29 protein-coding genes and 1 pseudogene are annotated in these 24674 nt (G+C 58.1%); 14 read left to right on the top strand and 16 right to left on the bottom strand.

What is annotated here, in order from left to right; translation table 11 throughout:
- Positions 1 to 2 precede the first annotated feature (2 nt).
- Positions 3 to 602: an HD domain-containing protein gene (locus ACYZTU_RS21255; RefSeq protein WP_461965280.1), complete on the bottom strand. Its 600-nt coding sequence runs from the start codon at positions 600 to 602 to the stop codon at positions 3 to 5.
- A 43-nt stretch (positions 603 to 645) separates the two neighbouring features.
- Entirely contained in the window at positions 646 to 957 is a 312-nt protein-coding gene (locus ACYZTU_RS21250) for an Mpo1-like protein (RefSeq protein WP_461965278.1), read from the bottom strand.
- 160 nt (positions 958 to 1117) lie between these two features.
- Between ACYZTU_RS21250 and ACYZTU_RS21245 the strand changes: the two genes are divergently transcribed.
- The gene (locus ACYZTU_RS21245) at positions 1118 to 2179 is read left to right on the top strand and encodes an AraC family transcriptional regulator (protein ID WP_461965276.1); all 1062 of its coding nucleotides are present in this window, start codon (positions 1118 to 1120) and stop codon (positions 2177 to 2179) included.
- On the opposite strand, the gene ACYZTU_RS21240 is transcribed toward ACYZTU_RS21245, so the two are convergent.
- Entirely contained in the window at positions 2136 to 3590 is a 1455-nt protein-coding gene (locus tag ACYZTU_RS21240) for a TrkH family potassium uptake protein (protein ID WP_461965274.1), read from the bottom strand. The genes ACYZTU_RS21245 and ACYZTU_RS21240 overlap by 44 nt on opposite strands.
- A gap of 121 nt (positions 3591 to 3711) precedes the next feature.
- On the opposite strand from ACYZTU_RS21240, the gene ACYZTU_RS21235 reads away from it, so the two are divergent.
- Entirely contained in the window at positions 3712 to 4275 is a 564-nt protein-coding gene (locus ACYZTU_RS21235; protein WP_461965272.1) for an NAD(P)H nitroreductase, read from the top strand.
- Positions 4276 to 4318: 43 nt separating this feature from the next.
- Here the strand turns inward: ACYZTU_RS21235 and ACYZTU_RS21230 are convergent, their stop codons facing one another.
- The 6 genes from ACYZTU_RS21230 to ACYZTU_RS21205 form a co-directional block, all read right to left on the bottom strand.
- A complete protein-coding gene (locus ACYZTU_RS21230) occupies positions 4319 to 5653 on the bottom strand; it encodes a sensor histidine kinase (RefSeq protein WP_461965270.1) in 1335 nt (444 codons plus the stop codon).
- A 67-nt stretch (positions 5654 to 5720) separates the two neighbouring features.
- Entirely contained in the window at positions 5721 to 6158 is a 438-nt protein-coding gene (locus ACYZTU_RS21225; RefSeq protein ID WP_461965268.1) for a Spy/CpxP family protein refolding chaperone, read from the bottom strand.
- 125 nt (positions 6159 to 6283) lie between these two features.
- Complete coding sequence (locus ACYZTU_RS21220; protein ID WP_282380720.1) at positions 6284 to 6961, bottom strand: response regulator transcription factor; 678 nt, start codon at positions 6959 to 6961, stop codon at positions 6284 to 6286.
- 7 nt (positions 6962 to 6968) lie between these two features.
- A complete protein-coding gene (locus ACYZTU_RS21215; protein ID WP_461965266.1) occupies positions 6969 to 7382 on the bottom strand; it encodes a translation initiation factor 2 in 414 nt (137 codons plus the stop codon).
- Between the two features lie 109 nt (positions 7383 to 7491).
- Positions 7492 to 7791, bottom strand: a complete 300-nt coding sequence (locus ACYZTU_RS21210) for a YciI family protein (protein WP_008156126.1) — start codon at positions 7789 to 7791, stop codon at positions 7492 to 7494.
- A 1-nt stretch (position 7792) separates the two neighbouring features.
- Positions 7793 to 8389 carry a septation protein A gene (locus ACYZTU_RS21205; RefSeq protein WP_461965264.1) on the bottom strand — a complete coding sequence of 199 codons (597 nt, stop codon included), beginning with the start codon at positions 8387 to 8389 and terminating at the stop codon, positions 7793 to 7795.
- Positions 8390 to 8476: 87 nt separating this feature from the next.
- Between ACYZTU_RS21205 and ACYZTU_RS21200 the strand changes: the two genes are divergently transcribed.
- From ACYZTU_RS21200 to rluB, 5 genes are all read left to right on the top strand, one after another.
- Positions 8477 to 9340 carry a PHP domain-containing protein gene (locus ACYZTU_RS21200; protein ID WP_461965262.1) on the top strand — a complete coding sequence of 288 codons (864 nt, stop codon included), beginning with the start codon at positions 8477 to 8479 and terminating at the stop codon, positions 9338 to 9340.
- A gap of 13 nt (positions 9341 to 9353) precedes the next feature.
- Positions 9354 to 9983 (top strand): L-threonylcarbamoyladenylate synthase, encoded by a 630-nt coding sequence (locus ACYZTU_RS21195; RefSeq protein ID WP_461965260.1) that lies wholly within the window; start codon positions 9354 to 9356, stop codon positions 9981 to 9983.
- 123 nt (positions 9984 to 10106) lie between these two features.
- Complete coding sequence (locus tag ACYZTU_RS21190) at positions 10107 to 10805, top strand: segregation and condensation protein A (protein ID WP_461971125.1); 699 nt, start codon at positions 10107 to 10109, stop codon at positions 10803 to 10805.
- Positions 10806 to 10816: 11 nt separating this feature from the next.
- Complete coding sequence (scpB, locus tag ACYZTU_RS21185; protein WP_461965258.1) at positions 10817 to 11791, top strand: SMC-Scp complex subunit ScpB; 975 nt, start codon at positions 10817 to 10819, stop codon at positions 11789 to 11791.
- 333 nt (positions 11792 to 12124) lie between these two features.
- Positions 12125 to 13396, top strand: a complete 1272-nt coding sequence (rluB, locus tag ACYZTU_RS21180; protein ID WP_461965256.1) for a 23S rRNA pseudouridine(2605) synthase RluB — start codon at positions 12125 to 12127, stop codon at positions 13394 to 13396.
- A 77-nt stretch (positions 13397 to 13473) separates the two neighbouring features.
- On the opposite strand, the gene ACYZTU_RS21175 is transcribed toward rluB, so the two are convergent.
- Both ACYZTU_RS21175 and ACYZTU_RS21170 read right to left on the bottom strand, forming a co-directional pair.
- Positions 13474 to 14439 (bottom strand): M29 family metallopeptidase, encoded by a 966-nt coding sequence (locus ACYZTU_RS21175; protein WP_461965254.1) that lies wholly within the window; start codon positions 14437 to 14439, stop codon positions 13474 to 13476.
- A gap of 69 nt (positions 14440 to 14508) precedes the next feature.
- The gene (locus ACYZTU_RS21170; RefSeq protein WP_170219177.1) at positions 14509 to 14646 is read right to left on the bottom strand and encodes a hypothetical protein; all 138 of its coding nucleotides are present in this window, start codon (positions 14644 to 14646) and stop codon (positions 14509 to 14511) included.
- A gap of 812 nt (positions 14647 to 15458) precedes the next feature.
- Between ACYZTU_RS21170 and ACYZTU_RS21165 the strand changes: the two genes are divergently transcribed.
- The 7 genes and pseudogenes from ACYZTU_RS21165 to arfB all read left to right on the top strand — a co-directional run bounded on the left by ACYZTU_RS21165 (position 15459) and on the right by arfB (position 21201).
- A complete protein-coding gene (locus ACYZTU_RS21165) occupies positions 15459 to 16880 on the top strand; it encodes an amino acid permease (protein WP_461965252.1) in 1422 nt (473 codons plus the stop codon).
- 234 nt (positions 16881 to 17114) lie between these two features.
- A pseudogene (locus ACYZTU_RS21160) lies at positions 17115 to 17616 on the top strand (Hcp family type VI secretion system effector).
- A complete protein-coding gene (locus ACYZTU_RS21155; RefSeq protein ID WP_461965250.1) occupies positions 17609 to 18040 on the top strand; it encodes a DUF4225 domain-containing protein in 432 nt (143 codons plus the stop codon). The pseudogene ACYZTU_RS21160 and the gene ACYZTU_RS21155 overlap by 8 nt, the downstream one beginning before the upstream one ends.
- A gap of 69 nt (positions 18041 to 18109) precedes the next feature.
- The gene (tnpB, locus tag ACYZTU_RS21150) at positions 18110 to 18469 is read left to right on the top strand and encodes an IS66 family insertion sequence element accessory protein TnpB (protein WP_252117532.1); all 360 of its coding nucleotides are present in this window, start codon (positions 18110 to 18112) and stop codon (positions 18467 to 18469) included.
- Positions 18470 to 18485: 16 nt separating this feature from the next.
- On the top strand, positions 18486 to 20030 hold the full coding sequence (tnpC, locus tag ACYZTU_RS21145; protein ID WP_461965248.1) for an IS66 family transposase: 1545 nt from the start codon (positions 18486 to 18488) through the stop codon (positions 20028 to 20030).
- Between the two features lie 32 nt (positions 20031 to 20062).
- Positions 20063 to 20353: a DUF4225 domain-containing protein gene (locus ACYZTU_RS21140; RefSeq protein WP_461965246.1), complete on the top strand. Its 291-nt coding sequence runs from the start codon at positions 20063 to 20065 to the stop codon at positions 20351 to 20353.
- Positions 20354 to 20787: 434 nt separating this feature from the next.
- Entirely contained in the window at positions 20788 to 21201 is a 414-nt protein-coding gene (gene arfB / locus ACYZTU_RS21135; protein WP_007902485.1) for an alternative ribosome rescue aminoacyl-tRNA hydrolase ArfB, read from the top strand.
- On the opposite strand, the gene ACYZTU_RS21130 is transcribed toward arfB, so the two are convergent.
- The 5 genes from ACYZTU_RS21130 to ACYZTU_RS21110 form a co-directional block, all read right to left on the bottom strand.
- Positions 21198 to 22397 (bottom strand): MFS transporter, encoded by a 1200-nt coding sequence (locus tag ACYZTU_RS21130; protein WP_461965244.1) that lies wholly within the window; start codon positions 22395 to 22397, stop codon positions 21198 to 21200. The genes arfB and ACYZTU_RS21130 overlap by 4 nt on opposite strands.
- A gap of 104 nt (positions 22398 to 22501) precedes the next feature.
- Positions 22502 to 22696 carry a hypothetical protein gene (locus ACYZTU_RS21125; protein WP_461965242.1) on the bottom strand — a complete coding sequence of 65 codons (195 nt, stop codon included), beginning with the start codon at positions 22694 to 22696 and terminating at the stop codon, positions 22502 to 22504.
- Positions 22697 to 22771: 75 nt separating this feature from the next.
- Entirely contained in the window at positions 22772 to 22903 is a 132-nt protein-coding gene (locus ACYZTU_RS21120) for a hypothetical protein (RefSeq protein ID WP_008156098.1), read from the bottom strand.
- 198 nt (positions 22904 to 23101) lie between these two features.
- Positions 23102 to 24295 carry an amino acid aminotransferase gene (locus tag ACYZTU_RS21115; protein ID WP_461965240.1) on the bottom strand — a complete coding sequence of 398 codons (1194 nt, stop codon included), beginning with the start codon at positions 24293 to 24295 and terminating at the stop codon, positions 23102 to 23104.
- Positions 24295 to 24651 carry a 4a-hydroxytetrahydrobiopterin dehydratase gene (locus tag ACYZTU_RS21110; protein WP_129442142.1) on the bottom strand — a complete coding sequence of 119 codons (357 nt, stop codon included), beginning with the start codon at positions 24649 to 24651 and terminating at the stop codon, positions 24295 to 24297. The genes ACYZTU_RS21115 and ACYZTU_RS21110 overlap by 1 nt, the downstream gene beginning before the upstream one ends.
- Positions 24652 to 24674: the final 23 nt, after the last annotated feature.

Below are 24674 nucleotides of genomic sequence, written 5' to 3'. Positions count from 1 at the left end.
AATCAAGAGATCGCAGCTGGCGCGTATTCCTCCATCGCGGCCTTGTAAATGGAGTTCTTCGGCTGCGCAAACAACCGCTTCATCATCGGCTCAAAGAAACTCAGCGGCAGCGTGTCATACGCCGGATCAAACGCCGCAGCGTCATATGTGGCACAGAACTCAATGGTCGCCTGATATTGCGGATGGCCGCTGAATTGCTCGCGCAGATGCCGGTCCATGCCCAAATGATGGAAGAAATAGTATCCCTGGAAAATCCCGTGTTGCTCGACCATCCACAGGTTCTCGGCGCTGACGAAGGGCTTGAGGATCGCTGCGGCGATGTCCGGGTGGTTGTAGGAACCCAGGGTGTCGCCAATGTCGTGAAGCAGCGCGCAGACCACATATTCTTCATCGCGGCCATCGCGCCAGGCACGGCTGGCGGTTTGCAGGGAATGGGTCAGACGATCCACCGGGAAACCGCCAAAATCACCCTCCAGTAATTTCAGGTGCGCCACAATCCGTGTCGGCAATTGTCGCGCGTAGGCACTGAAGTCTGCGGCGATAATCGCCCAGTCTTCCTGCGTCCCGTCCTGCATATGGGTGAAACGGGCGTTGGCATTCATCGGCTAATCTCTCTTTGCTTATCTCTCTAAATAGCGGCTGCGCCTAGAACGGCACGCGACCCAGAATCATGTCTCGGTACATGACAAAATCGCCGAGCAGGCTGTAAAGCGGATGTTGAAAGGTCGCAGGACGATTCTTCTCGAAGAAGAAATGCCCCGCCCAGGCGAAGCTGTAGCCTGCCAGCGGTAGCGCCAACAGCAGCAGCCAGGCGCCTTTGCCGATGGTGAGGGCCAGAATGAAAATAACCAGCGTCGTGCCGATAAAGTGCAATCGCCGGCAGGTACTGTTGCTGTGTTCGCTGAGGTAATACGGATAGAACTCAGCGAAGCTGTTGAAACGTTTGACGTTTTCCACGACTGCGATCTCTGTGGTTATTGTTCTGACTGCAAGTTGTTCTGCAGGTAGCTTATTTGAGTCTAGAGTGATCATTGGCATCAGCCAGTGACAATAGGCGCCACTTTAGTATCCTTCGGAAATTGGCCGTAGCATGCGGCTCATCATGTAAGTGGACGACATGAGCGAACGAACGACTTCTGCAAGCTGGGCGATGGGGATTGTCAAAGCACTGGAGATGGACGGCCTGGATTGCCGGGTTCTGTTCAAGCAGCTGGGGCTCGACTACGCGGCACTGGATGATCCGGATGCGCGCTTCCCGCAAGATTCCATGACACGACTTTGGCAACGCGCGGTTGAGCTGTCCGGCAACCCGGCGATTGGCCTGAACATGGGCAAGGTGGTGCGACCGGCTTCCTTTCATGTGGCAGGCTACGCCTTGATGTCCAGCCAGACCCTGGCCGAAGGCTTTCAACGGCTGGTGCGCTATCAGCGGATTATTGCGGAAAGTGCCGACCTGAGCTTCCGGTTATTGGATGAGGGTTATGCGCTGATTCTGACGGTTCACGGCGACCATCTGCCACCGACCCGGCAGAGCGCCGAAGCGTCACTGGCCTGTGCCCTGGCGCTGTGCGGCTGGTTGACCGGGCGCACTCTGCAACCGCGCAAAGTGCTGGTGCAGGGCGATCAGCCCGTCGATCTCGAACCCTATAAACAAGCCTTTCATGCACCTTTGGTGTTCAACGCGCCTTATGACGCCTTGATCTTCGAGCGTGCTGACATGGAGGCTCCGCTGCCTACTGCCAACGAGGCGATGGCGCTGTTGCATGACCGGTTTGCCGGTGAATACCTGGCGCGGTTTTCCGAGAGTCGCGTGACCCACAAGGCGCGACAGGTGCTGTGCCGTTTGCTGCCCCAAGGCGAACCCAAGCGCGATACCGTGGCGCAGACGCTGCACCTGTCGCAACGCACCTTGCAGCGACGCTTGCAGGAAGAAGGCACGAGTTTTCAGACGTTGCTCGACGACACTCGACGTGAACTGGCCGAGCAATACCTGGCGCAGCCGACCATGACCCTGCTGGAAATTGCCTACCTGCTGGGGTTCGCCGATCCGAGCAACTTCTTCCGTGCTTTCCGCCGCTGGTTTGATGCCACCCCCGGCGAGTACCGGATACGGCTGATGGAAGCGCCGGCGCCTGTCAGTGACGCCAGAACGCCGGAATACACAGAACAAACACCGTAATAATCTCGAGTCGGCCCAGCAGCATGCCGACCGACAGAATCCACTTGGCGGCGTCCGGCAGGGTGGCAAAGTTGCCCGCCGGGCCAATCGTCTCGCCCAGTCCGGGACCGACGCCGGACACCGTGCTTGCCGCGCCGGTAAGGGCGGTCATCCAGTCCACACCGAGCAGCGACAACAGCAGCGCGATCACACAGATGGTGATGGCGAAGAAGAATGAAAACGTCAGAATCGAACGCACAATCTCTTCGTCGAGCCGGTGTCCGTTGTACTTCTGTTTGATCACCGCGCGAGGGTGAATCAATTGGTTAAGGTTGGCCTTGAGCAGAATGTAGGCGACCTGGAAGCGGAAAATCTTGATCCCGCCAGCGGTCGAGCCCGAACAGCCGCCGACAAAACCCAGATAGAAGAACAGCATCAGCGAGAAATTGCCCCAGAGGCTGTAGTCTCCCAGCGCAAATCCTGTGGTAGTCACCACTGATGTCACGTTCAGCGCCACGTGCCGCAGGGCTTCCAGCCAATGCAGCTGGGTGGTCCACCAGTACCAGGTGCCGAGCACCAGCCAGGTCACCAGCAACATGCCAAGCAAACCCTGAACCTGCTGATCCTTGATGAGGGCCCTGCGGTTACCGCGCAAGGTCGCTACATACAGGGTGAACGGCAGACTGCCGAGGATCATGATGACGATCGCCACCCAATGCACCGCCGGCTGCGTCCACTTGGCCAGAGACTGGTCGGACGTTGAGAAACCGCCGGTGGAAATCGCCGACATCGCATGGTTGATCGCATCGAACGGGCTCATCCCGGCCCACCAGAGCGCCAGGCTGCCGAAAATGGTGATGCCGACGTAGGCCGCAACGATCAAGCGCGCCACCATGTGCGAACGGGGCATGACTTTTTCGGAACGGTCCGACGATTCGGTCTGAAACAGCCGCATGCCACCGATGCGCAGCAGTGGCAGAATCGCTACCGCCATGCCGATAAAGCCGATGCCGCCGATCCAGTGCAGCAACGAGCGCCACATCAGGATGCCGGGGGACATGGTGTCCAGGCCCGTGAGCACCGTTGCCCCGGTGGCGGTGATGCCGGACATGCTTTCGAAGAACGAGTCGGTGTAGCTGATGCGCTGGGTCAACAGGAACGGCAGCGCAGCGAAGATGCACACCGCCACCCAACTGCTGACGGTCAGCAGGTACATGTCTCGCGGACGCAGGTGTATGTGTTCGGGGCGACCGGGGATGACCAGCGCGAGGCCGGCGACAAAGGTAATCATGCTCGCCCAGAGGAACGACGGCAGGTCGCTGGTGCGGTCGAAAATCACCAGCGTGGCCATGGGCACGACCATGGCGATGGCCAGCGTGATCAGGAAGATGCCGATGATGAAACCAATAATCCGTAAGGTCGGCAACGCCATGAAGTCCGCTCGGGCTGAAATAGGGAAGGGCGCCATTCTACCTGTGGGGCAGGGCATGTAAACCGGCACCGTCGGGCACTTACCGCTAGAATAGCCGGACAATTTTTTCAGGAGGTGGCCGATGCAGGCTCTCGACGCTTTGCTCAACCGTGTTTCCGTTCCACGACTGCTGGAACCAGCACCGACCGCAGAACAGCGCGAAGTGCTGTTTGCCGCCGCGATGCGAGCGCCAGACCATGGTCACTTGCAGCCTTGGCGCTTCCTGACCGTCGAAGGCGCGGCGCGTGAGCAAATGGGCGCGTTGCTGGCCGAAGCGGCGAAGCTTCAAGACAGCGAGGTGTCCGAGGCCGCGCTGGACAAGGCGCGTAACGGCCCGCTGCGTGCGCCGCTGGTGGTTGTGGTGATCGCGCGGTTGCAGGAGCACGTCAAATATCCGAAGTCCGAACAACTGCTGGCGGCGGGTTGCGCGGCTCACGGGATTTTGCTGGCGGCTTATGCACAAGGGATTGGCGCGGTGTGGCGCACGGGAGAGCTGGCATATTCGGCGCATGTGGCCAAAGGGTTGGGGCTTGCGGAAGGGGAAGAGGTGATTGCGTTTCTTTATCTGGGTACGCCGCAGAAGGAACCGCGGGTGGCAGAGAAGGTTGATCTGGCGGAATTTGTCAGCGTCTGGCCCGGAAGGTAAGTAAGGATCGTTCCCACGCTCTGTTCTGCGTGGGAACGATCACCTAAGAGGCGACTCCCGGCACCAGAGGCAACTCCAGGCTGGCGATAAACCCGCCATCCGGATGATTAGCCAGCACTAGACTCCCGCCATGCCGTTCCGCCGCGCGACGCGCAATCGCCAACCCCAAACCATGCCCAGCCGCCGTCTGCCCCGGCGCCCGATAGAACGGCTTACCTAACTGGTTCAAATGTGCAGCCTCTACACCCGGCCCATGGTCACGCACGCTGACCACAATCCGCTCACCCTGACGCACCGCCTGCATTTCAATGGATTGCCCCTGCGGGTTGAACCGCTGAGCATTGCGCAGCAAGTTGTCCACGGCGCGCTCGATCATCGTCGGCCAGCCTTTGAGATTCAGCTGCGGCTCGGCCTCAAGGCGCACGTTCTGTTCGGGCGAACTCAATTGAGCATCCTTTTGCAGTGTGTTGAGCAGTGCGTTGAGATCAACCTCTTCGGCGCTGGCGTTGTCGGCATCGACCCGTGCCAGTACCAGGATTTCGCTGATCAACGCTTCCAGTCTGTCGCACTCACGGGTAAGGCGCGGCCAGAGCTTTTCCCGTTCTTCAGGGTTGGCCCGCTCGGCCAGTGCCAGCGCAATGCGCAGCCGGGCTAGCGGTGAACGCAGCTCATGGGACACATCCCGCAGCAACTGCCGCTGACTGCCGATCAAACTTTGCAGGCGCGCGCCCATGCGGTTGAAGTCGTTGGCCAGCACGCCGAACTCATCGCGGCGGTTGGCCAGTTTTACCAGGCTGTTTTGTTGGTAGGTGGTTTGTCCAAGGTCATGCACCGCGCCGCGCAAGCGGTTGAGTGGGCGAGTAATGGACAACGTCACCAGCAGGCTGAACAAGGTCAGCACCACCAGCGCGATACCCAGCGCACTCAACGGCCACAGCAGGCTTTCGCGGTGCCATGAGTCCAGTTCCGGGTGTCGAATGCGGTAGATCAGCAGGTACGTGTCGCCGGTTTTTTCGCTGGTGTACTCAGCGGTCAAGCGACGCCATGGCAGGCGACGGTCGTCGTTGTTCTGCCGCGCTTCGAAGGCCGCCGCGCGACGTGGGAAGGTGCCGCGCACCACCGGATCGCCGCTCTCGTTGAGCACTTGAACGTCAATGTGATACTGGCGTTTGCGCTGTTCCAGAATGTCCTGGGCCGCGTCTTCACCCTGCGACTCATAGGTTTGCGTCCACTGTTCGGCGAGGGTGTTGAGGCCCGGGTGGCGACTGAGAATCCACGCGTCCTGGTTGAGCATGTGCCCGAGCAGAATGGAGAGCCCTGCAACCAGAGCGATAGCCAGCCAGAAACTGGCCAGGATACGCCAGAACAATGAGCGCACAGAAAATCCTCAAACGAAGAAAGCCCAGCGGCGATTAACCGTTGGGCTGGAGAGTGTCGCTAAAACATTATTGCGCTTTTTGCGGTTGTTGCGCTTTCCAGGCCTTGAACTCGGCCCATTCGGCGCGACGCTCGGCCTTTTTCTTCTGGATCTCGTCAAATTGCTTCTGTTGATCCGGTTTCAGCAAGGCACGCACGTCGGCTTCAGCTTTCTTGTGGTTGGCCGCCATTTCATCTTTCATGGCTTTCTGGTCGGCTGGCGAAAGTTTTTCCAAGTACTTGTCGACCACTTGCTTACGCTCATGCATCTGCTCGCCCATGATCTTGCGGATCTGCTCGCGCTGTTCGCGGCTCAGGTCCAGCTGGCTGTACGGGCCTTTGCCGTGCATGCCGTGCATCTGACCGCCATGGCGTGAGCCGTCCATCGGGCCGGCACTTTCGGGCATGGCCATGGCAACGGTCGGCAGGGCGGCAGCGAACATCAGAGCGATAAGAGTCTTGCGCATGGTGAATCTCCTTGTCTCGTTCCCGGTACGTTCCGGATGTGTGCAGATTACGGAGATCAAGGTCAGCGGCGGTCAGCGGAGCGTAAAGCTTGGGTAAAGACGATTTCTCGCTGACCTGACAAAACTTACAGGCTGTAGTAATAGCCACGGCTGCGCAGGGCCACGATGCGCGGGCGGCCGTCGGGGTGCGGGCCGATCTTTTTGCGCAGGTTGCTGACGTGCATGTCCAGGCTGCGGTCGTACAGCGTCAGCTTGCGGCCGAGGGCGATTTGCGCCAGTTCCTGTTTGTCCAGCGGTTCGCCAGGTTGCTTGAGCAGGGCTTCGAGCAAACGGCTTTCGGAAACGGTGAGGGTAAATTCCTGTTCATCGATGCTGACGACGCCACGCACCGGGCTGAAACACAGGTCGCCCAGTTCCATCTGGCTGGACACCGCCGTCGGATGACTGCGGCGCAATACGGCGCGCAGGCGGGCTGTCAGTTCCCGTGGGTCGCACGGTTTGGCCAGGTAATCGTCGGCGCCGAGTTCCAGGCCGAGGATGCGGTCCAGCGGCTCGCCGCGCGCCGAGAGCATCAGCACCGGCAAGTCCGGGTGGTCGTTGCGCAATTGCTTGAGCAACTCCAGGCCGCTGCCGTCCGGCAGCATCACGTCCAGTACCACGGCTGCCGGCGATGTTTCAGCCAGTGCGCGACGGGCACTCTGACCGTCGTGGCAGGCGCGGACCTGGAAGCCTTCCTGGCTCAGCCAACTGCTCAGGAGCTCACACAGCTCCTGGTCGTCATCAATTAATAACAGCTCGCTCATGACTCACTCAATTTAGCCATTGCCTACGTTTTCTGGTGGCACCACTGGCGAAGATACCGCAGAGCAGCGCCAATAGCGCTACTCCAGCCCCGATGACGAACCACTGCTGCTGATCAGTCAGCAAGCGCGGCAGCGGGCTGCTGGCCTGGGCTTCCTTGAGTTGCAGCTTCAGACGCTGGTTCTCCTGGCGCAACCGGCTCAGTTGAACGCTTTCGCGTTCGCCATCGACATTCTGCAGTTGTTTGCTCAGTTCTTCTCGTTGCTGCTCGCTTGCCTTCAAGCGTTGCTGCAAATCGGTGATCTGGCTGCCGGCGCTCAAGGACAGCGGCGTCGAACTAGCGCCTGCAGCGCCTTCTTCACCGTGGGCGGGGGCCATGATCGACAACGTCACCAACATCAGACACAACGGACCTTTGCGCATCGCGACTCCTGATTCCAATACGAGTATTGGGCAGGTTGTCGGCCGGTAAACGAGAATAATGAGCGTTGAGCGCGCGATGAACCGATTAGGTTCACCGCGCCAGGGGATATTACGGCAGGACTTGCTTGAACGGCTTGACCGAAACGTTGGCGTAGACGCCTGCGGCGATATACGGATCAGCGTCGGCCCAGGCTTGGGCGGCGCTCAAAGAATCGAATTCGGCGACGATCAGGCTGCCGGTGAAACCCGCAGCACCTGGATCATTGCTGTCGACCGCCGGGTGTGGACCGGCCAGAACGATGCGACCTTCGCCTTTAAGCACTTGCAGGCGCTCAAGGTGTGCAGGGCGTGCGGCCAGGCGGGCTTCCAGTGAGTTGGCGACGTCTGTGGCAATAATTGCGTAAAGCATGTCAGTCCTCGGTTTTTGGCGTTGTGGTATCGGCGTCATGCAGGTGGCGGGACAGGTAGATGCCCTGGGCGACCAGGAACAGCAGCGTCATGCCCAGGCTGCCGAACACCTTGAAGTCGACCCAGTAGTTCTGGAAGGTGAACGCGACGAACAGGTTGGCGGCACCGCAGAACAGGAAAAACCCGATCCAGGCGATGTTCAGGCGGGTCCAGACCTGATCCGGCAGGGTCAGCGCGTGGCCCATGATGCGTTTGATCAGCAGGTTGTCACCAACAAAGTGGCTGCCGATGAAAGCCAGGGCGAACAGCCAGTTCACCACCGGAGCTTTCCACTTCAGGAAGGTTTCGCTGTGGAACGCCAGGGTCAGGCTGCCGAAGACCAGGCAGGCGACGAGGGTCAGCCACTGGCTCTTCTCCAGCTTGCGCTGCTTGATGAACAACGTGCCGTAAACCACCAGGGAACTGATGATCAGCATCGCGGTGGCGCTGTAAATACCGCCTACAGTCAGTTGATGACCGGCGATGTCGACGACCCGTGGATCAAGTTTGAAGACGATGAAAAACAGCAGAAGCGGGATGAAATCGATGAATTGTTTCACAGTGGCAGCCAGAAGCAGGATGTGGCGGCATAATAACAAACATACGGGCGCGCGATAGCGCCAGCTGATTTGAGGTAACACATCCCCGTGAATGTTGATTTGCACTGCCATAGCACGGCCTCCGATGGCGCTCTCGCGCCTGCAGTTCTCGTTGCGCGTGCGTTCGAAAAAGGCGTGCGAGTCCTGGCCTTGACCGATCACGACACCCTTGAGGGCCTCGACGAGGCCCGCCACGCTGCGACTGCGCTGGGGATGCAACTGGTCAATGGCGTCGAATTGTCCTGCACCTGGGGGGGCGCGACCATTCATGTACTGGGCTACGGATTTGATGTAAATGCCGCACCGTTGGTCGAGGCAATCGCAAAATTGCACGACGGCCGCTGGCTCCGGTCCGAAGAAATAAGCCGCAAGCTGGCGTTGAAAGGCATGCCGGGAGCGCTCGACGGTGCCCGGGCCATTCAGCAGGAACTGGGCGATAGCGGCAACGCGCCGGCCCGTCCGCACTTCGCCGACTGGATGGTGCGTGAAGGTTTCGTCAAGGATCGCGCCGAAGCGTTCCGCAAATGGCTGGGCGCCGGCAAGCTGGGGGACGTCAAGCAACACTGGCCGACCCTGGAAGACACGGTCGAAACCCTGAGAGCCGCGAAAGCCTGGGTCAGCCTGGCGCATCCGTGGCACTACGATTTCACTCGCAGCAAACGTCGCCGGTTGATTGCCGACTATATTCAAGCAGGGGGCCACGCTATCGAAGTGGTCAATGGCCATCAGCCCGCCGAGCAAGTGGGCAGCCTGGCGATTCTTGCCCGTGAATTCGGTCTGCTGGTCAGCGCCGGCAGTGACTTTCATGGCCCTGGAGGCTGGTCCGAGATCGGTGAATACCGCCCGCTCCCGGAGGATCTGCCACCACTGTGGTGTCGATTCAAACATGACCCAATTATTGCCGCCGTCTGAACAGGTAGAGAATGTGAGTCAATTTTTCCAGATTCATCCGGAAAACCCGCAAGCGCGCCTGATAAAACAAGCTGTCGAGATCATCCGCAACGGCGGGGTGGTGATTTACCCCACAGACTCGTCCTATGCCATTGGTTGCCAGATCGGCGACAAGAATGCCGTGGAGCGCGTGCGTCGCTTGAGACAGCTGGACGAAAAGCACAACTTCGCGCTGATTTGCAGCGACCTGTCGCAACTGGGGCTGTTTGCCAAGATCGACACCGGCACCTTCCGCCTGCTTAAAGCTCACCTGCCGGGGCCATACACCTTCATTCTCAACGCCACCCGCGAAGTCCCGCGGCTGTTGTTGCACCCGAAAAAACGCACCATCGGCCTGCGCGTGCCGAGCCATCCGATTGCCCTGGCGCTGCTGGAGGAACTCGGCGAACCGCTGATGAGCGTGACGCTGATCATGCCTGGCGACACCGATCCGATGACCGATCCTTACGAAATGCGTCAATTGCTTGAGCATCAGGTCGAACTGATCATCGACGGCGGTTTCGGCGGGATCAAGGCGTCCACCGTGATCAACCTCGCCGACGGCGAGCCAGAAGTGATCCGCGTCGGTTGCGGCGACCCTACGCCGTTCATGGCCGAGGCGTAGATGTCTGCAGTAGAACCCGTTATCGACAGTCAGGCCGGAGCCCAGCAAGAGCTGCCCTTCGCCATGGTCTATGGCCAGGCGGTCATGGAAATGCCGCTGGACCTGTACATTCCGCCTGACGCATTGGAAGTCTTCCTTGAAGCGTTCGAAGGCCCTCTGGACCTGCTGCTGTACCTGATCCGCAAACAGAACATCAACATTCTCGACATCCCGGTGGCGGAAATCACTCGGCAATACATGGGCTATGTCGAGTTGATGCAGTCGGTGCGCCTGGAGTTGGCCGCCGAGTACCTGGTCATGGCCGCGATGCTGGCCGAGATCAAGTCGCGGATGCTGCTGCCGCGTGCCGAAACGATCGAGGCCGAAGAAGACGACCCTCGCGCCGAACTCATCCGCCGCTTGCAAGAGTACGAACGCTTCAAGGCTGCTGCCGAAGGCATCGATGGTCTGAGCCGCGTGGGCCGCGATGTGGTGGTGCCCAAGCTCGACGCTCCGCAAGCCCAAGCGCGCAAACTGTTGCCGGACGTGCGTCTGTCAGAGCTGCTGCTGTCCATGGCCGAGGTCCTGCGCCGCGGCGACATGTTCGAAAGCCACCAGGTCAGTCGCGAGGCGCTGTCCACGCGCGAACGCATGAGCGATGTGCTGGAACGGCTCAAGGGTGGTGGTTTCGTGCCGTTTGTCGAGCTGTTCACCGCTGAAGAAGGGCGTCTTGGGGTAGTGGTGACCTTTATGGCGATTCTCGAACTGGTCAAGGAATCCTTGGTCGAGCTGGTGCAGAATGAGCCGTTCGCGGCGATCCATGTCCGGGCCCGAGCCGAATAACGAGTTGAATCATGAACCTGACTGAACCCCGCGAGCTGGCGCCACTGCTTGAAGCCTTTCTGTTGGCCTCGGGAAAACCGCAATCGCTTGAACGCCTGTTCGAACTCTTCGAAGAGGGCGAGCGGCCGGAGCCGCCCGTCTTCAAGAAAGCCCTGACGATTCTCGCCAAGTCCTGCGACGGCCGCGCCTTCGAGCTGAAGGAAGTGGCCTCCGGGTATCGCTTGCAGATTCGCGAAAAGTTCTCGCCGTGGGTAGGACGATTGTGGGAAGAACGCCCGCAGCGTTATTCGCGCGCCATGCTCGAAACCATAGCCCTGATTGCCTATCGCCAGCCGATCACCCGGGGCGAGATCGAAGATGTGCGGGGCGTGGCGGTCAACAGTCACATCGTCAAAACCTTGCTAGAGCGCGAGTGGATTCGCATTGTCGGTTACCGCGACGTGCCGGGTAAGCCGGCGATGTTCGCGACCACCAAGGCCTTTCTCGATCACTTCAACCTGAAAAACCTCGACGATTTGCCACCGCTGGCCGAATTGCGCGAGCTTGAACCTGATCCAGTGCTCGATTTCGACGACGCGCCAGTGCCTGCCGGTCTGCAAGCGTTGGCCGACGCCAGTGCCGAACCGGAAGAGCCGAAGGAAGAAACCAGTTTCCATACGTTGCTGCTGGAACTGGACACCATGGAGGAAGGGATCAAAACCGACTTCGACGATTTGTTGCGCGATGAAGCAGTGACTGAGACTGACGAAGGCGTGGATCAGGCTGAGCCTGAAATCGAAGTTGAACTTCAGGTTGAGCCAGAAGCCACAGTCGAAGAAGAGCAGGAAGACGATGTGCTCGGCGTCGCCGAAGCTCGCGAAAAACTCCTGGCCGCTGTGGCTGCACTGGAACAAGCCAAGCCCGAACCTGAACTGAGCGACGAAGAAGCCGAAGCCCGGGCTCTCGCCGAAGCGATCGAAAACGAACGCCGCGAATTCGACGACTGACCCCAATCCTGAGCCGAGCTTGCTCGCGATAGCGGCCTTCCAGTCACTTTGATGTTGAATGTGCCGTCGCTATCGCGAGCAAGCTTGGCTCCTACACAAGGTCGACAAGCGCACGGTTCTCGCCGAAGCGTCGCTCAGGCTGATCAAACTCGACGCCGGTCGGCGGAAAAATAAGTAAGTCTCCATTGATCAGCTAGTCTCTGATGCGCGAACGCTCCCATGAGCGTATGATTCGCGACCCTTCGGCGATCCCTTTGCCAAGTACCAGTTTTACATCGCTTCAGGACGCTCAATTCAGGGCTGCCTGAACAGACCACACCGGGAGGTGCCCAGATGAGTATCAAAGAACAGAAAGACGACCAGGAAATCGGCCCAGCAGGCGAGAAACTGCAGAAAGTCCTCGCCCGTATCGGGGTCGGCTCGCGCCGTGACGTAGAAGCCTGGATCAGCCACGGCCGCATCAAGGTCAACGGCAAAGACGCCACCCTTGGCCTGCGCGTCGACCTGCATGACGCCATCACCATTGATGGCAAGGTGATCAAGCGCGAAGAAGCCGCCGAGTCGGTACGCCGCGTGATCATGTACAACAAACCCGACGGTGAAATCTGCACCCGCCTTGACCCGGAAGGCCGTCCGACCGTTTTCGACAAGATGCCGCGCCCAAAAGAAGGTCGCTGGATCAACATCGGCCGTCTGGACATCAACACCACCGGTCTGCTGATGTTCACCACCGATGGTGAGCTGGCCAACCGCCTGATGCACCCTTCCTATGAAATGGACCGTGAATACGCGGTACGTGTGCGTGGCGAAGTCGATGACGAGATGATCGAGCGTCTGAAGGCAGGCGTCGTCCTCGAAGACGGCCCGGCCAAGTTCACCGACATCAAGCAGGCCCCAGGCGGCGAAGGTTTCAACCACTGGTACCACTGCGTGGTGATGGAAGGTCGTAACCGCGAAGTCCGCCGTCTGTGGGAATCCCAGGGCCTGGTGGTCAGCCGTCTGAAGCGCGTGCGTTTCGGTCCGGTGTTCCTCAACTCCGACCTGCCGATGGGTCGCTGGCGCGAAATGAGCCAGTACGAAGTCGACATTTTGAGTGCTGAAGTGGGCCTGACGCCTGTGGCCATGCCGCAGATGAACGCCAAAAGCAAAGATAAGCTCGATCGCATGCAGCGTAAATCGTCGCGTCCATTGGGCAAGACCGAGCGCGTGCGTTCGTTGCGTCCAGCCATCGGTAACCAAACCGCTGCTACACCGCGTGACTCCCGTGAACCGCAGATCGAAGGCGATCGTCCGTCCCGCAAACCAGCCGCGCCACGTGCGGATGGCGAGCGCGGTCCGCGCGCGCCGCGTCCGGCCAACGGTCGCACTGAACGTGGCGAGGGTCGCGGTGCGCCAAGCGGCGGTCGTAGCGATCGCGGTGCTCCAGCCGGTCGTGGTACGCCAGTGGCAGACCGTCCTTCCGACACCAAGCGCCCGGCCAAGCCAGCGCCGAAGAAGCGCCCGGGCATTGTTCTGGTCGACAAGGACGCGCCATCGGGCAAGCGCCGTGGTGCGCCAGCCGGTTCGGGCCAGCGTCCGGGCTTCGGTCGTCGCAAGCCTGAGTAATTGGTAAGCGCCCCATAAAAAACGCCAACCTTCGGGTTGGCGTTTTTTTTTTGCTTGGCTGATCGTACCCACCCCGTTTAGAACACAAACCGCCCATCAAACACCGGCTCATCATCCAGCGCCAACACGCCGCTGGAGAAGATCAGGTCCAGATGATGGCTGCCCTTCGCGCCACCGCCCAATCCGAGATGCAGGCCGCAATGACGCTCCTCGAACCCGGCATTGCGTGCATACAACGTCTTCACGCCTTCGTTGGTGCCGACCCCCAACTCCTCGATCCGTCGATTGGATGGATTGGCTTCTAGATACTTGTTGAAGTCATGTTCCAGCCCGGGTACATCGGTGGCGATTTTGCTGATGGTCGAGTTCTCGATCCACAGTTCCAGCGGTGACTCCAGCACCCCGTATTTGCGGGCAAATGGAATAGTGCCGAGAAAAGTCCCCATGAACCTGACCCGGCCGTTAATGGCTTCGCTGTGCGTGGCAATTTCACCGGGCGCCAGATCGAAGTTGCCGACACCGTTAATGTCGGTCCACTTCTTGATGCTGCTCAACGGTGTTTCGAACCATGACCCGTGATCATCTTTGAAACTTAACGTGGTGGCGTGAGACATGCGCTGGATCAAGTGGCTGTTCAACCCGGCGATGCGCTGCGGGGTGACACTGAAGGTATCGTAGAAGTAATCGCCGTAATCCTTGAACAGCAGCGACTTCTTCCAGTTCTCGGCCATCACGCCTTGCAGCGCGCGGACAAATTCCGGGCCGTCGGGGCGTGGGTTGGGCAGGGTGGAAGAGTCGTAGAAGAAAATATACAGATCGCTGTCGGCTATCGCCTGGGCCAGCAATGGCGTGGGTTCCAGATCCAGTCGCATCGCGCTGAAACCAAAACGCGGGCTGTCACCGGCCTGTTCGGCAATGGCGCCGGTCAGTGCTTCGTAATCAGCCGTGTGGCCGAGCAAAACCTTCGCCGGGTTGATGCCGGCAAGGGCAGGGTGGTGTTCGAGGTAGTAAAGGAAATGCGAGATGGCGCGTTGCTTATCCATGTAGTCCTCCCTGACAAACCGAGAAAAAGTGGCAGGCACAACCGGCCGGATCGTGCCTGCCGGGCCTTTCTACAAAGGCCACATCGCCGTGCCGAACGGAACAACCGCGTCGGCTTGCATCATTTCAACGGCGGCTTCATGGGTTGGTGCTTCAAACCAATCGTCCAGTTGCAGTTCAGTTTCCAAGTCTTTGTCCAGTGCTTGCATGGTGAATCTCCTAGATGACTTTTGAGTAAGAACAACTTGCCGATCGATGCGGCTCGGCAAGTCGCTAAAACCTAGTTCAGAGATTTTTAAAATGCAAAAAAATAATTAAATAAGATTTATTTTGAACTTTTTATTCTGTTTTGTAGGAAGCTATTTGTTAATAAAAAACAAAAAACTAACCCGACGTTTCCATAAGGAAACGTCCTACCGTCAATTTGCAGTCAGCTTACATCCAGATCTGATTCGGAAAATTTACGTTACGGCATGTAAAGAAATGCTGACGAAAATCAAGCCTCAAAACCCTTGGATTGACGTTGATGAAGTGAATGTAAGGAAAACCTTCCGCTCAGGAGCCATTTAACCCCTGCGCAGGGCTCTGGCCCGCTTGTTTCAGACGCGGTTGAAGGGTGAGATGCGCCGCATGCCTGTCGTGCAGGTGCATAACAAGAAGGAGGCGCAATGTACGCCGTGACTCATTTTCATCTCTCCCCGTGGGGCAATTTTTCCATTGCTCCCGTCAGAGACCTGCAAAGGTCTGACTCAATTTTTGCAGCCGCCCGAGGCACTCGAGGCGGACACTGGCAATCCCGGCAATCGACACGCTGATCCAGCGGTGTCTGGCAGCAGGGGGTTACAGGTGTACAATGCGCCGCGTTTTAACTGTGACCTCCTGCGCATCTGCGCAAACCTTAAGGCTATCCGCCTTGTTCACTCCGCCGCGTTACGAGCGTGTCGGGTTCGATTTCGTCACAGATAAAAACAAACAGGTGACGCATGACTGTTGTAAATACGCTGAACGTGAGAGCCTTTTCATGAGTGGACAAAACTCGCATTCAGGCGAGCTGAAACGCGGCCTGAAAAATCGCCATATTCAACTGATCGCCCTCGGTGGTGCGATCGGTACCGGGCTGTTCCTCGGCTCGGCCGGCGTCCTGAAATCCGCCGGCCCGTCGATGATCCTCGGCTACGCCATCTGCGGCTTCATTGCTTTCATGATCATGCGCCAGCTCGGCGAAATGATCGTCGAAGAGCCGGTGGCCGGTTCCTTCAGCCACTTCGCTCATAAATACTGGGGTGGTTTTGCCGGCTTCCTGTCGGGCTGGAACTGCTGGATTCTGTACATTCTGGTGGGCATGTCGGAGCTGACCGCGGTCGGCAAGTACATCCACTACTGGGCGCCGGACATCCCGACCTGGGTATCGGCAGCCGGATTTTTCGTCCTGATTAACCTGATCAACCTGGCCAACGTCAAAGTCTTCGGTGAGGCCGAGTTCTGGTTCGCGATCATCAAGGTCGTGGCCATCGTCGGCATGATTGCGCTGGGCAGCTATATGCTGGTCAGTGGCCACGGCGGCCCGCAAGCGTCGGTGACCAACCTCTGGGCTCACGGCGGCTTCTTCCCGAATGGCATCAGCGGCCTGGTGATGGCCATGGCGATCATCATGTTCTCCTTCGGCGGCCTGGAAATGCTCGGTTTTACCGCAGCGGAAGCCGACAAACCGAGAACTGTGATCCCGAAAGCCATCAACCAGGTGATCTATCGGATCCTGATTTTCTACATCGGTGCGCTGGTCATCCTACTGTCGCTGACGCCATGGGACAGCCTGTTGGCGACCCTGAACGCGTCGGGTGATTCCTACAGCGGCAGTCCGTTCGTGCAAGTGTTCTCGATGCTCGGCAGCGACACCGCCGCGCACATCCTCAACTTTGTGGTCCTGACCGCGGCGCTGTCGGTGTACAACAGCGGCACCTACTGCAACAGCCGTATGCTGCTGGGCATGGCCGAGCAGGGCGATGCGCCGAAAGCCTTGTCGAAGATCGACAAGCGCGGCGTGCCGGTGCGTTCGATCCTTGCGTCGGCGGCGGTGACGCTGATCGCGGTGCTGCTGAACTACCTGATCCCGCAAAACGCGCTGGAACTGTTGATGTCGCTGGTCGTGGCCACCCTGGTGATCAACTGGGCGATGATCAGCTTCTCGCACTTCAAGTTCCGCCAGCACATGAACAAGACCCAGCAAACGCCGCTGTTCAAGGCCCTGTGGTACCCCTACGGTAACTACGTCTGCCTGGCGTTCGTGGTGTTCATTCTCGGCGTAATGTTGTTGATTCCGGGCATCCAGATCTCGGTGTATGCGATTCCGGTGTGGGTTGCGTTCATGTGGGTTTGCTACGGCATCAAGAACAAGCGTCGTGACCGGCATGCGCTGCAGGCTGCGGGTTCCACCGCGAAGTAAAACGCATAACGCAGAAACAACAAACCCGGCCATGTGCCGGGTTTATTATTCGTGACACGCTAACTTTACGATTGTGCTGAAGTCTCGTTCCTACAGGGGTAGTTATTATTCACTACAGTAATTTCTGAATTGTGAAAAAACAGAAGCAGGCACGTTAATTCAGAACCGGCCTACAATCTGCCTTGTCCTTTTTGTCATAGGCTGGCGCTCCAAGTACATTAAGGAGCCGTATGTATGGCCAGTCAAAGCTACATGACTATTACAGGTAAGCGGCAAGGTTTGATTTCTGCTGGCTGCTCCGGTCAAAGCTCTATCGGTAATAAATGCCAGTTCGGCCACCAAGACGAAATCATGGTGTTGGCCTATTCGCACGATATGGTGACGGGTAATGACGGCAGCATGTCAGGTGGTCGCGGCAAGCACATGCCTATCATGATTACCAAGGGTATCGATAAATCATCACCGCTGTTGGCGAGCGCGCTTCATGAGCGTGAAGAAGTGGAGTGTATTATCAATTTCTACCGTACAGCCTCGGCTGGGGGGGCAGGAGCGATATTATTCAATACATCTCACCGGTGCGCGTATTGCACATATCAGCCAACAAGTCCCCCACGCTATTCGTATGAACGATGCAGAACCGCAAGAACAGGTGGCTATTCGTTATAGAGATATTGCTTGGGCGCATGTGCCTGGGGCAACAAGCGCATACAGTACGTGGGCAAATGAGGATGAATGAAACTTCGTGCGATATTCATGATGTGACTAGGGCGGCTTCTGATCTGGTAGCGGTAGGATGCAATATTGGCATGACACATTTGCCGGACGGTGTTACACGGTTGCGATTCAGTTCGGTTATTTCATCCTATGCTGATGAGGTGATCCAAGCTGTTGATGAAGGACTCATCAGCGTGTGGCAAGGGGTTCAGGAGTTAAGGGCGGAACAGGAAGAATTATTATCGAGGGCTCGATTTTACCTTCAGAATGGTGTCGGGGTTGTGGCTGGTGTAATGCAGGTTAGGACGGGTGTTTCGGTCATTGGTAGCTCAGGAGGGCTAGGGGTGGTTCCGGGGGGGCTGATGGTCGGACATGGTGCGAATAATATCTATGAAGGCTTGGGTAATATCTATCATGAGCCGGGAACTCCAGTAAGGGATCCATGAACCCCACATTCCAAGCGGATAGCTGACGGCTGATGCTGTGCTCCCGATTTCCATGAGGAGCCCATCACCATGATGCGTCCCAATGCCAGCGTTGAAAAAGTGTACCTCTATCCAAAGCCGGTAGACTTTCGAAAGTCCATCGATGGCCTGGCTGCGCTGGTCGAACTGGATATCAAGGTCGCGGTGTTTGACCCCGTGCTCTTTGTTTTCCTGAATCGCCACCGTAACCGCGTCAAAGTGTTGTACTGGGAGCGCAACGGCTTCTGCCTTTGGCTCAAGCGCCTGGAGTCCGAGCGTTTTAAAATTTCACCTGATGAGGTGGACGAGGCTATCGTGCTGACCGTTCAGGAGCTGAACTGGCTACTGGATGGATTTGATCTCTGGCGCAACCGTCCTCACAAGGTTTTAACGCCAAGATTCGTCGCTTGACGGGTATAATCCGGGCATGAATTTGATGCCCGAAGACCTCCCTGATGACCCTATTCTGCTCAAGCAAATGTTGCTTGAGGCACTCAGCCGTCAGCAGGCAACGGCTGAGGCATACCAGACTCATATCGTCGATCTAAAAGAACAGATCAAGTTGCTGCGCGACCGTTTATTCGGACGTAAATCCGAGCAGACCGTTGAACCCAACACGCCTCAACTCGCGTTATTCAACGAGCCCGAAAGCGAGCCGATGCCTTCAGTCGGCGACGCTGACGAAGAAGTGGTTGCTCCGACGCCACGTCGTGGCAAACGCAAGCCACTGTCGGCTGATCTGCCGCGCATCGAAGTCATCCACGAACTGCCAGAACATGAACTGACCTGTGCCTGCGGTTGCCGCAAGCATGTGATCAGTGAAGAAACCAGCGAACAGCTGGACATCGTGCCGATGCAGATCCGAGTGATCAAACACATCCGCAAAGTCTACGGCTGCCGTGGTTGTGAAACGGCTCCGGTCACTGCTGATAAACCTGCTCAGTTGATCGAAAAGAGCATGGCCAGTCCGAGCGTACTGGCGATGCTGCTGACCACCAAGTATGTCGATGGCTTACCGCTGCATCGTTTCGAAACGGTGCTGAGCCGACACGGTATCGATATCCCGCGTCAGACTCTCGCTCGCTGGGTTATCCAGTGCGGAGAGCACTTACAACCGTTGCTGAATTTAATGCGCGACCGATTGCTGGAAAGCCCGGTCATCCACTGTGATGAAACCCGCGTCCAGGTACTTAAGGAACCGGATCGAGACCCTACCTGCCAATCCTGGATGTGGGTGCAGGCCAGCGGGCCGCCAGACCGAAAAGTCGTGCTGTTCGACTACACGTCCAGCCGTGCGCAGGACGTGCCGTTGCGCCTGCTGGAAAGTTATCGCGGCTACGTGATGACTGATGATTACGCGGGTTACAACGCATTGGCGTTGCAACCGGGTGTGGAGCGGCTGGCGTGCATGGCCCATGCACGGCGCAAGTTCGTCGATGCGCAAAAAGTGCAGCCCAAGGGCAAGACGGGACGTGCCGATATTGCACTGACGATGATCAACAAGCTGTACGGCATCGAGCGTGAACTCAAGGATGCCAGTGATGAGCAGCGTTTTATTGGCCGTCAGGAAAAGAGCCTGCCGATCCTGGCCCAGTTGAAAGGCTGGCTGGAAAAAACGCAGCCTCAGGTCACCCCTCAAAGTGTGCTGGGCAAGGCAGTGAACTACCTGGCCAGCAACTGGAACCGGCTGGAACGCTACGTGGAAGCCGGTTTTTTACCGATCGACAACAACCCGGCAGAGCGCGCAATAAAGCCGTTTGTCATTGGGCGCAAGGCTTGGCTGTTCAGCGACACGCCCAAAGGCGCCACCGCCAGTGCGCAGATCTACAGCTTGGTCGAGACCGCCAAGGTCAACGGCCAGGAGCCCTATACGTGGCTGCGCCACGTACTGGAGCGGCTGCCGCATGCGGAGTCGGTGGCCGATTACGAAGCGCTACTGCCATGGAACTGCTCGCCAGAGATGCCACGGTAAACGAGGCGGTTGTCTTACGGTAGGTGTGGTTCATGGATCGGATACGAACTCCAGGTACGGTCGGACCTGTTAGGCGTATCTACAGAACTTTACTTGATGATTATCAGGGAGATATGGCTTATTACTCTATGGATTTGTTTATTTCGGGGTACGGAGTTTCGAGGGAAGGGCGTAAGCCTGGAGCGGTGGAGTTTTTCAGGCGTGATCCAATTAACTACGAGAGAGCTTACCGGCAAACGGGAAAGCTGGCGTTGGCTTTCGAGGCGCTAGTCGATTTTCTAACCATAAATATAATTCTTTCAGAAGAAAAATCTTCCAATTGATGTAATAGTGCTGTGAGGATTAACTATTTATGTTCTGCCTCGCATTCTTGGGATGTAAAAAACTAATCCCAAAAAAACAATAATTGCGTATGTTACTAAGTAGGTAATATTTAGATTATTTTTGTCTATGTGGATTGCTTTTTTTATGCAAAACACAACTAGTCCGGCGGGAAGTCCGGAGCAGCCTAAGACCATGAGAGTGACAGAAGTGTAGTATCTAATATTTTCAAGGTTCATTAGCCAATGTAATCCGTCGATGTAAAGTCTTAGATTAATATTGCTATTCGAAACAAAGCAACTCCCCATTTGTAAATCCGAGAACGCTGTAAGAAAAATCCGGGAGAGCTTTTCATATCTCGCCTGCGCCATTGATTACCTGCTATTGAGAGCGTCTTTCGCGGTATCCTGACCACCCTGAACCCGGACGCTTTTCCATGCTGGTGATTTCCAACAACGTGCATCTGCCGGATGCCGAGATCGAGTTGACCGCTATTCGCGCTCAGGGCGCGGGGGGGCAGAACGTCAACAAGGTCTCCAGCGCCATGCACCTGCGCTTCGACATTCCGGCCTCGTCCTTGCCCGAGTTTTACAAGGAACGGTTGCTGGCGCTGCGGGACAGCCGCATCACCAGCGAAGGGGTGTTGATCATCAAGGCCCAGCAATACCGCACGCAGGAAGCCAATCGCGCCGATGCGCTGGAGCGGTTGACCGAGTTGATTCTCAGCGCCACCAAGGTCGAAAAGAAACGTCGCCCGACCAAACCGACCCTCGGTTCGAAAAAGCGTCGGTTGGAGTCCAAGACCAAACGTGGCAGCATCAAGGCTGGACGCGGTAAGGTCGACTTCTAACGCGCGTCTCTTTCTTCGCGATACTTTGGCGCTTGCCGGTACAGATAAACGCTAAGCATCAACCCGCTTAAAGCGGCGAGGGCGGCGAACAGGAAAATCGAGGCAAAGCCAAAGCCTGCCGCAACCGCTCCGGCCAACGGCCCGGTGATTCCCAGCGACAAATCGATGAACAGCGAATAAGCCCCGACCGCAGCACCACGGCTGGAGGCTGGCACCAGATTGACCGCTTCCACCCCCAGCGCGGGGAACACCAGCGAAAAGCCGAACCCGCTCAGCGCCGCACCGGCCAGTGCCCAATGAGCATCCGGTGCCAGCCATAGCAGCAGCAAGCCGAGGGTTTCCACCGACAGGCAGGCAATCGCCACGCGAAAGCCGCCGAGGCGGTTGATCAGGTTGCCGAACAGCAGCCGCGCACCAATAAAACTGGCACCGAACACGCTCAAGCAAAGCACCGCATTGGACCAATGCTGAGTCGCGTAGTAGAGGGTAATGAAGGTGGCGATGGTGCCGAAGCCGATCGAGCCCAGCGCCAGACTGCAACCATGTGGCAGCACGCGCCCCAGCACATGCATGAACGGCAAGCGTTCACCGACAACGATCGGTGCGGCGGTTTTCGGCCAGGCGAGTGCCAGGCCCAGCACGGCCAGCAGCAAGATGCTCACGCCCATGCTCCACAAACCCAACTCACCGACCAGCCACACCCCCAGCGGTGCGCCGATGGCGATGGCGCCATAACTGGCGATGCCGTTCCAGGAAATGACCTTGGCAGTGTTCGCCGCGCCGACCCGGCCGATGCCCCAGCCGATCGAGCCGGAGCCCACCAGGCTTTCCGCGCTGCCGAGCACCAGACGACCGATCAGCAGGCTGATCAGGCTCACGGTCGGCAGGCTCTGGGTCCAGGCCGAAATCAGCATGAACACCCCGCTCAAACCGCAGCCGGCGAGGCCGTACATCACGGCGAGTTTGCTGCCCTTGTTGTCGATGATTTTCCCGGCATAAGGACGGCTGAGCAGGGTGGCCAGGTATTGCACGCTGATGACCAGACCGGCGATTACCGCGCCGAAGCCCAGGTCGCTGTGGACGTAGCCCGGCAACACGGCCAGGGGAATGCCGATATTCAGGTAGCCGATGAAGGTGAACAGGACGATGGAAACGACTTGCAGCGTGACCGCCAGGGGGCGCTGGTTTTCAGACATGGGTAAAAGGTCCACGGGGAAGCAGGATAGATAGGCTGCTTATGATAGCGGCGCGAGCGGACGCGGGTCGTGGAAAAGTAAAACTATTTGCCGTGTGGGGTGAATCAGGGTTTGGCGGGAGCAACCAGGTGCGTTGTGACCAGGGCGGCCAGGGCGTTTTCTTCGGAACCGAAGCGGGCCAGGAGGGCGGCTTGCTTTTCGGGGGACAGGCGATTCCAGATCTCGATCATCTTCTCGGTGGTGCCGATCAGAATGCTGGCCTGAGCTTCGCTAAAGGTAGGGCTGAAGTCGTCGGTCATGGAGGGGCTCAAGGGTTCAGGCGGTGTGGAAAGCGCATGTTAGCGCTTTCCACACGGTCTGGCATTGCAGGTGAATCAGTCTTCGCTGTCGGCCTTGCGGCGTTCAGTGGCTTCTTTCGGCTCGGGCTGTTGGGCACCGGCTTGTTGCGTGGGCGTCTGCTCAGTTTCGTGCAGGCTTGGGAAGGGGAGATTAGGGATCTCGTGCATATCGCGCTCCTCGCAAAGTCTGTTGATAGATCTGGTAGATCCGCGCTTTTAAAAAGCCTGGGAAGGATACAGCAGGAGAAATGACAAACAGAGTTTTATATCCATTTGTTGCGACGGATGGGATTGTCTGGACAGGTCTGTAGCAGTTCCGAGCTGCATTCCCACGCGGAGCATGGGAACGATCAGTGGAGGGCGGGGTTATTTGCAGACTTCGGCAATCGCCTCGGCCAGCAAATCCAGACGCGTCGCATCAATCCCGGCCACGTTGGCGCGGCCTGAGTTGACCATGTAAACACTGTGATGATCGCGCAGTTGTTTCACCTGGTCCGGCGTCAATCCGGTGTAGGAAAACATTCCGCGCTGCACGCCGATGTGCGCAAAGCGCTCGCGCAACCCATGAGGTTCAAGGGCTTCAACCAATCCGCTGCGCAGTTGGGCGATACGCAAACGCATGGCTTCCACTTCGTCAGCCCAGAGGCTTTTCAGCTCTGGATCACCGAGGATGGTCGCCACCACAGCAGCGCCGTGATCCGGCGGTGTCGACCACAGGTTGCGGGCGATGTTGGCCAGTTGGCTGCGGATGTCCACTAACTTGTCAGCGGTTTTCGCGCAGACAATCAGCGCGCCTGTGCGGTCGCGGTACAGGCCGAAATTCTTTGAGCAGGAACTGGTGATCAGCACTTCCGGCAACGCGGCCGCGAACAAGCGGGTCGACCATGCATCCTGTTCCAGACCATCGCCGAAGCCTTGGTAGGCGAAGTCGATCAACGGAACCAGATCGCGGCTGCGCACCACCTCCAGCACCCGGCGCCAGTCGTCATGGGACAGGTCGAAACCGGTCGGGTTGTGGCAGCAGGCGTGCAGCAGCACCACATCGCCCTTCGGCGCTTCATTGAGTACCGCGAGCATCGCTTCGACGTCGAGGCGGTTATCGCTGCCGACGTACGGGTAATGACCGACCTTGACCCCGGCCGCCGCGAAAATGCTTTCGTGGATTGGCCAGGTTGGGTTGCTCAACCACACGCCACGGCCCGGCAAGCACTGGGCGATGAAGTCGGCACTCAAGCGCAGCGCGCCGGTGCCGCCCGGCGTTTGCGTCGCGCCGGTCCGTTGTTCGGCGATCAGCGGGGAATCGGCACCCAGAACCAATTCAATGATGGCCTTGCCGAACGCCGGTTCGCCGTGGCCACCGATGTAGGTTTTGGTGGTCTGACGATCCACCAGACGTTGCTCGGCGAGCTTCACGGACTGAGGAATCGGTGTCAGGCCCTGGGCATCTTTATAGACGCCCACACCGAGGTCGAATTTGCGCGGGTTGGGGTCCTGCGCATAGGCCTCCATCAGGCCGAGAATCGGGTCGCCGGGTACTCGACCTATGGCGTCGAAATGCATTATTTGCGGCCCTCGGCGTCCTTGGCCACTTCGTCAGTGCGCGCTGCCATGATGAAGTCGTTGCGATGCAGGCCTTTGATCGAGTGGCTCCACCAGGTCACAGTGACTTTGCCCCACTCGGTGAGCAGGCCTGGGTGGTGACCTTCGGCCTCGGAGATTTCACCGACGGCGTTGGTGAACGCCAGCGCGTGTTTGAAGTTCTTGAACAGGAACACTTTTTCCAGCTGCATCACGCTGTCGCGCACTTCAATGTTCCAGTCCGGGATCTGCTTGATCAGTACCGGCAGTTCTTCGTCGCTGACCTGAGGAGCGCCGGCTTGGCAGGCTTCGCAGTGGGCTTGGTTCAATGTGGACATGATGGGTTCCTGAAATCGAATGA

This window comes from Pseudomonas sp. HLT2-19-2, assembly GCF_054898005.1.
The sequence above is the reverse complement of the archived record's forward strand: the minus strand, read 5'-3'. Positions and strand labels throughout refer to the sequence as shown.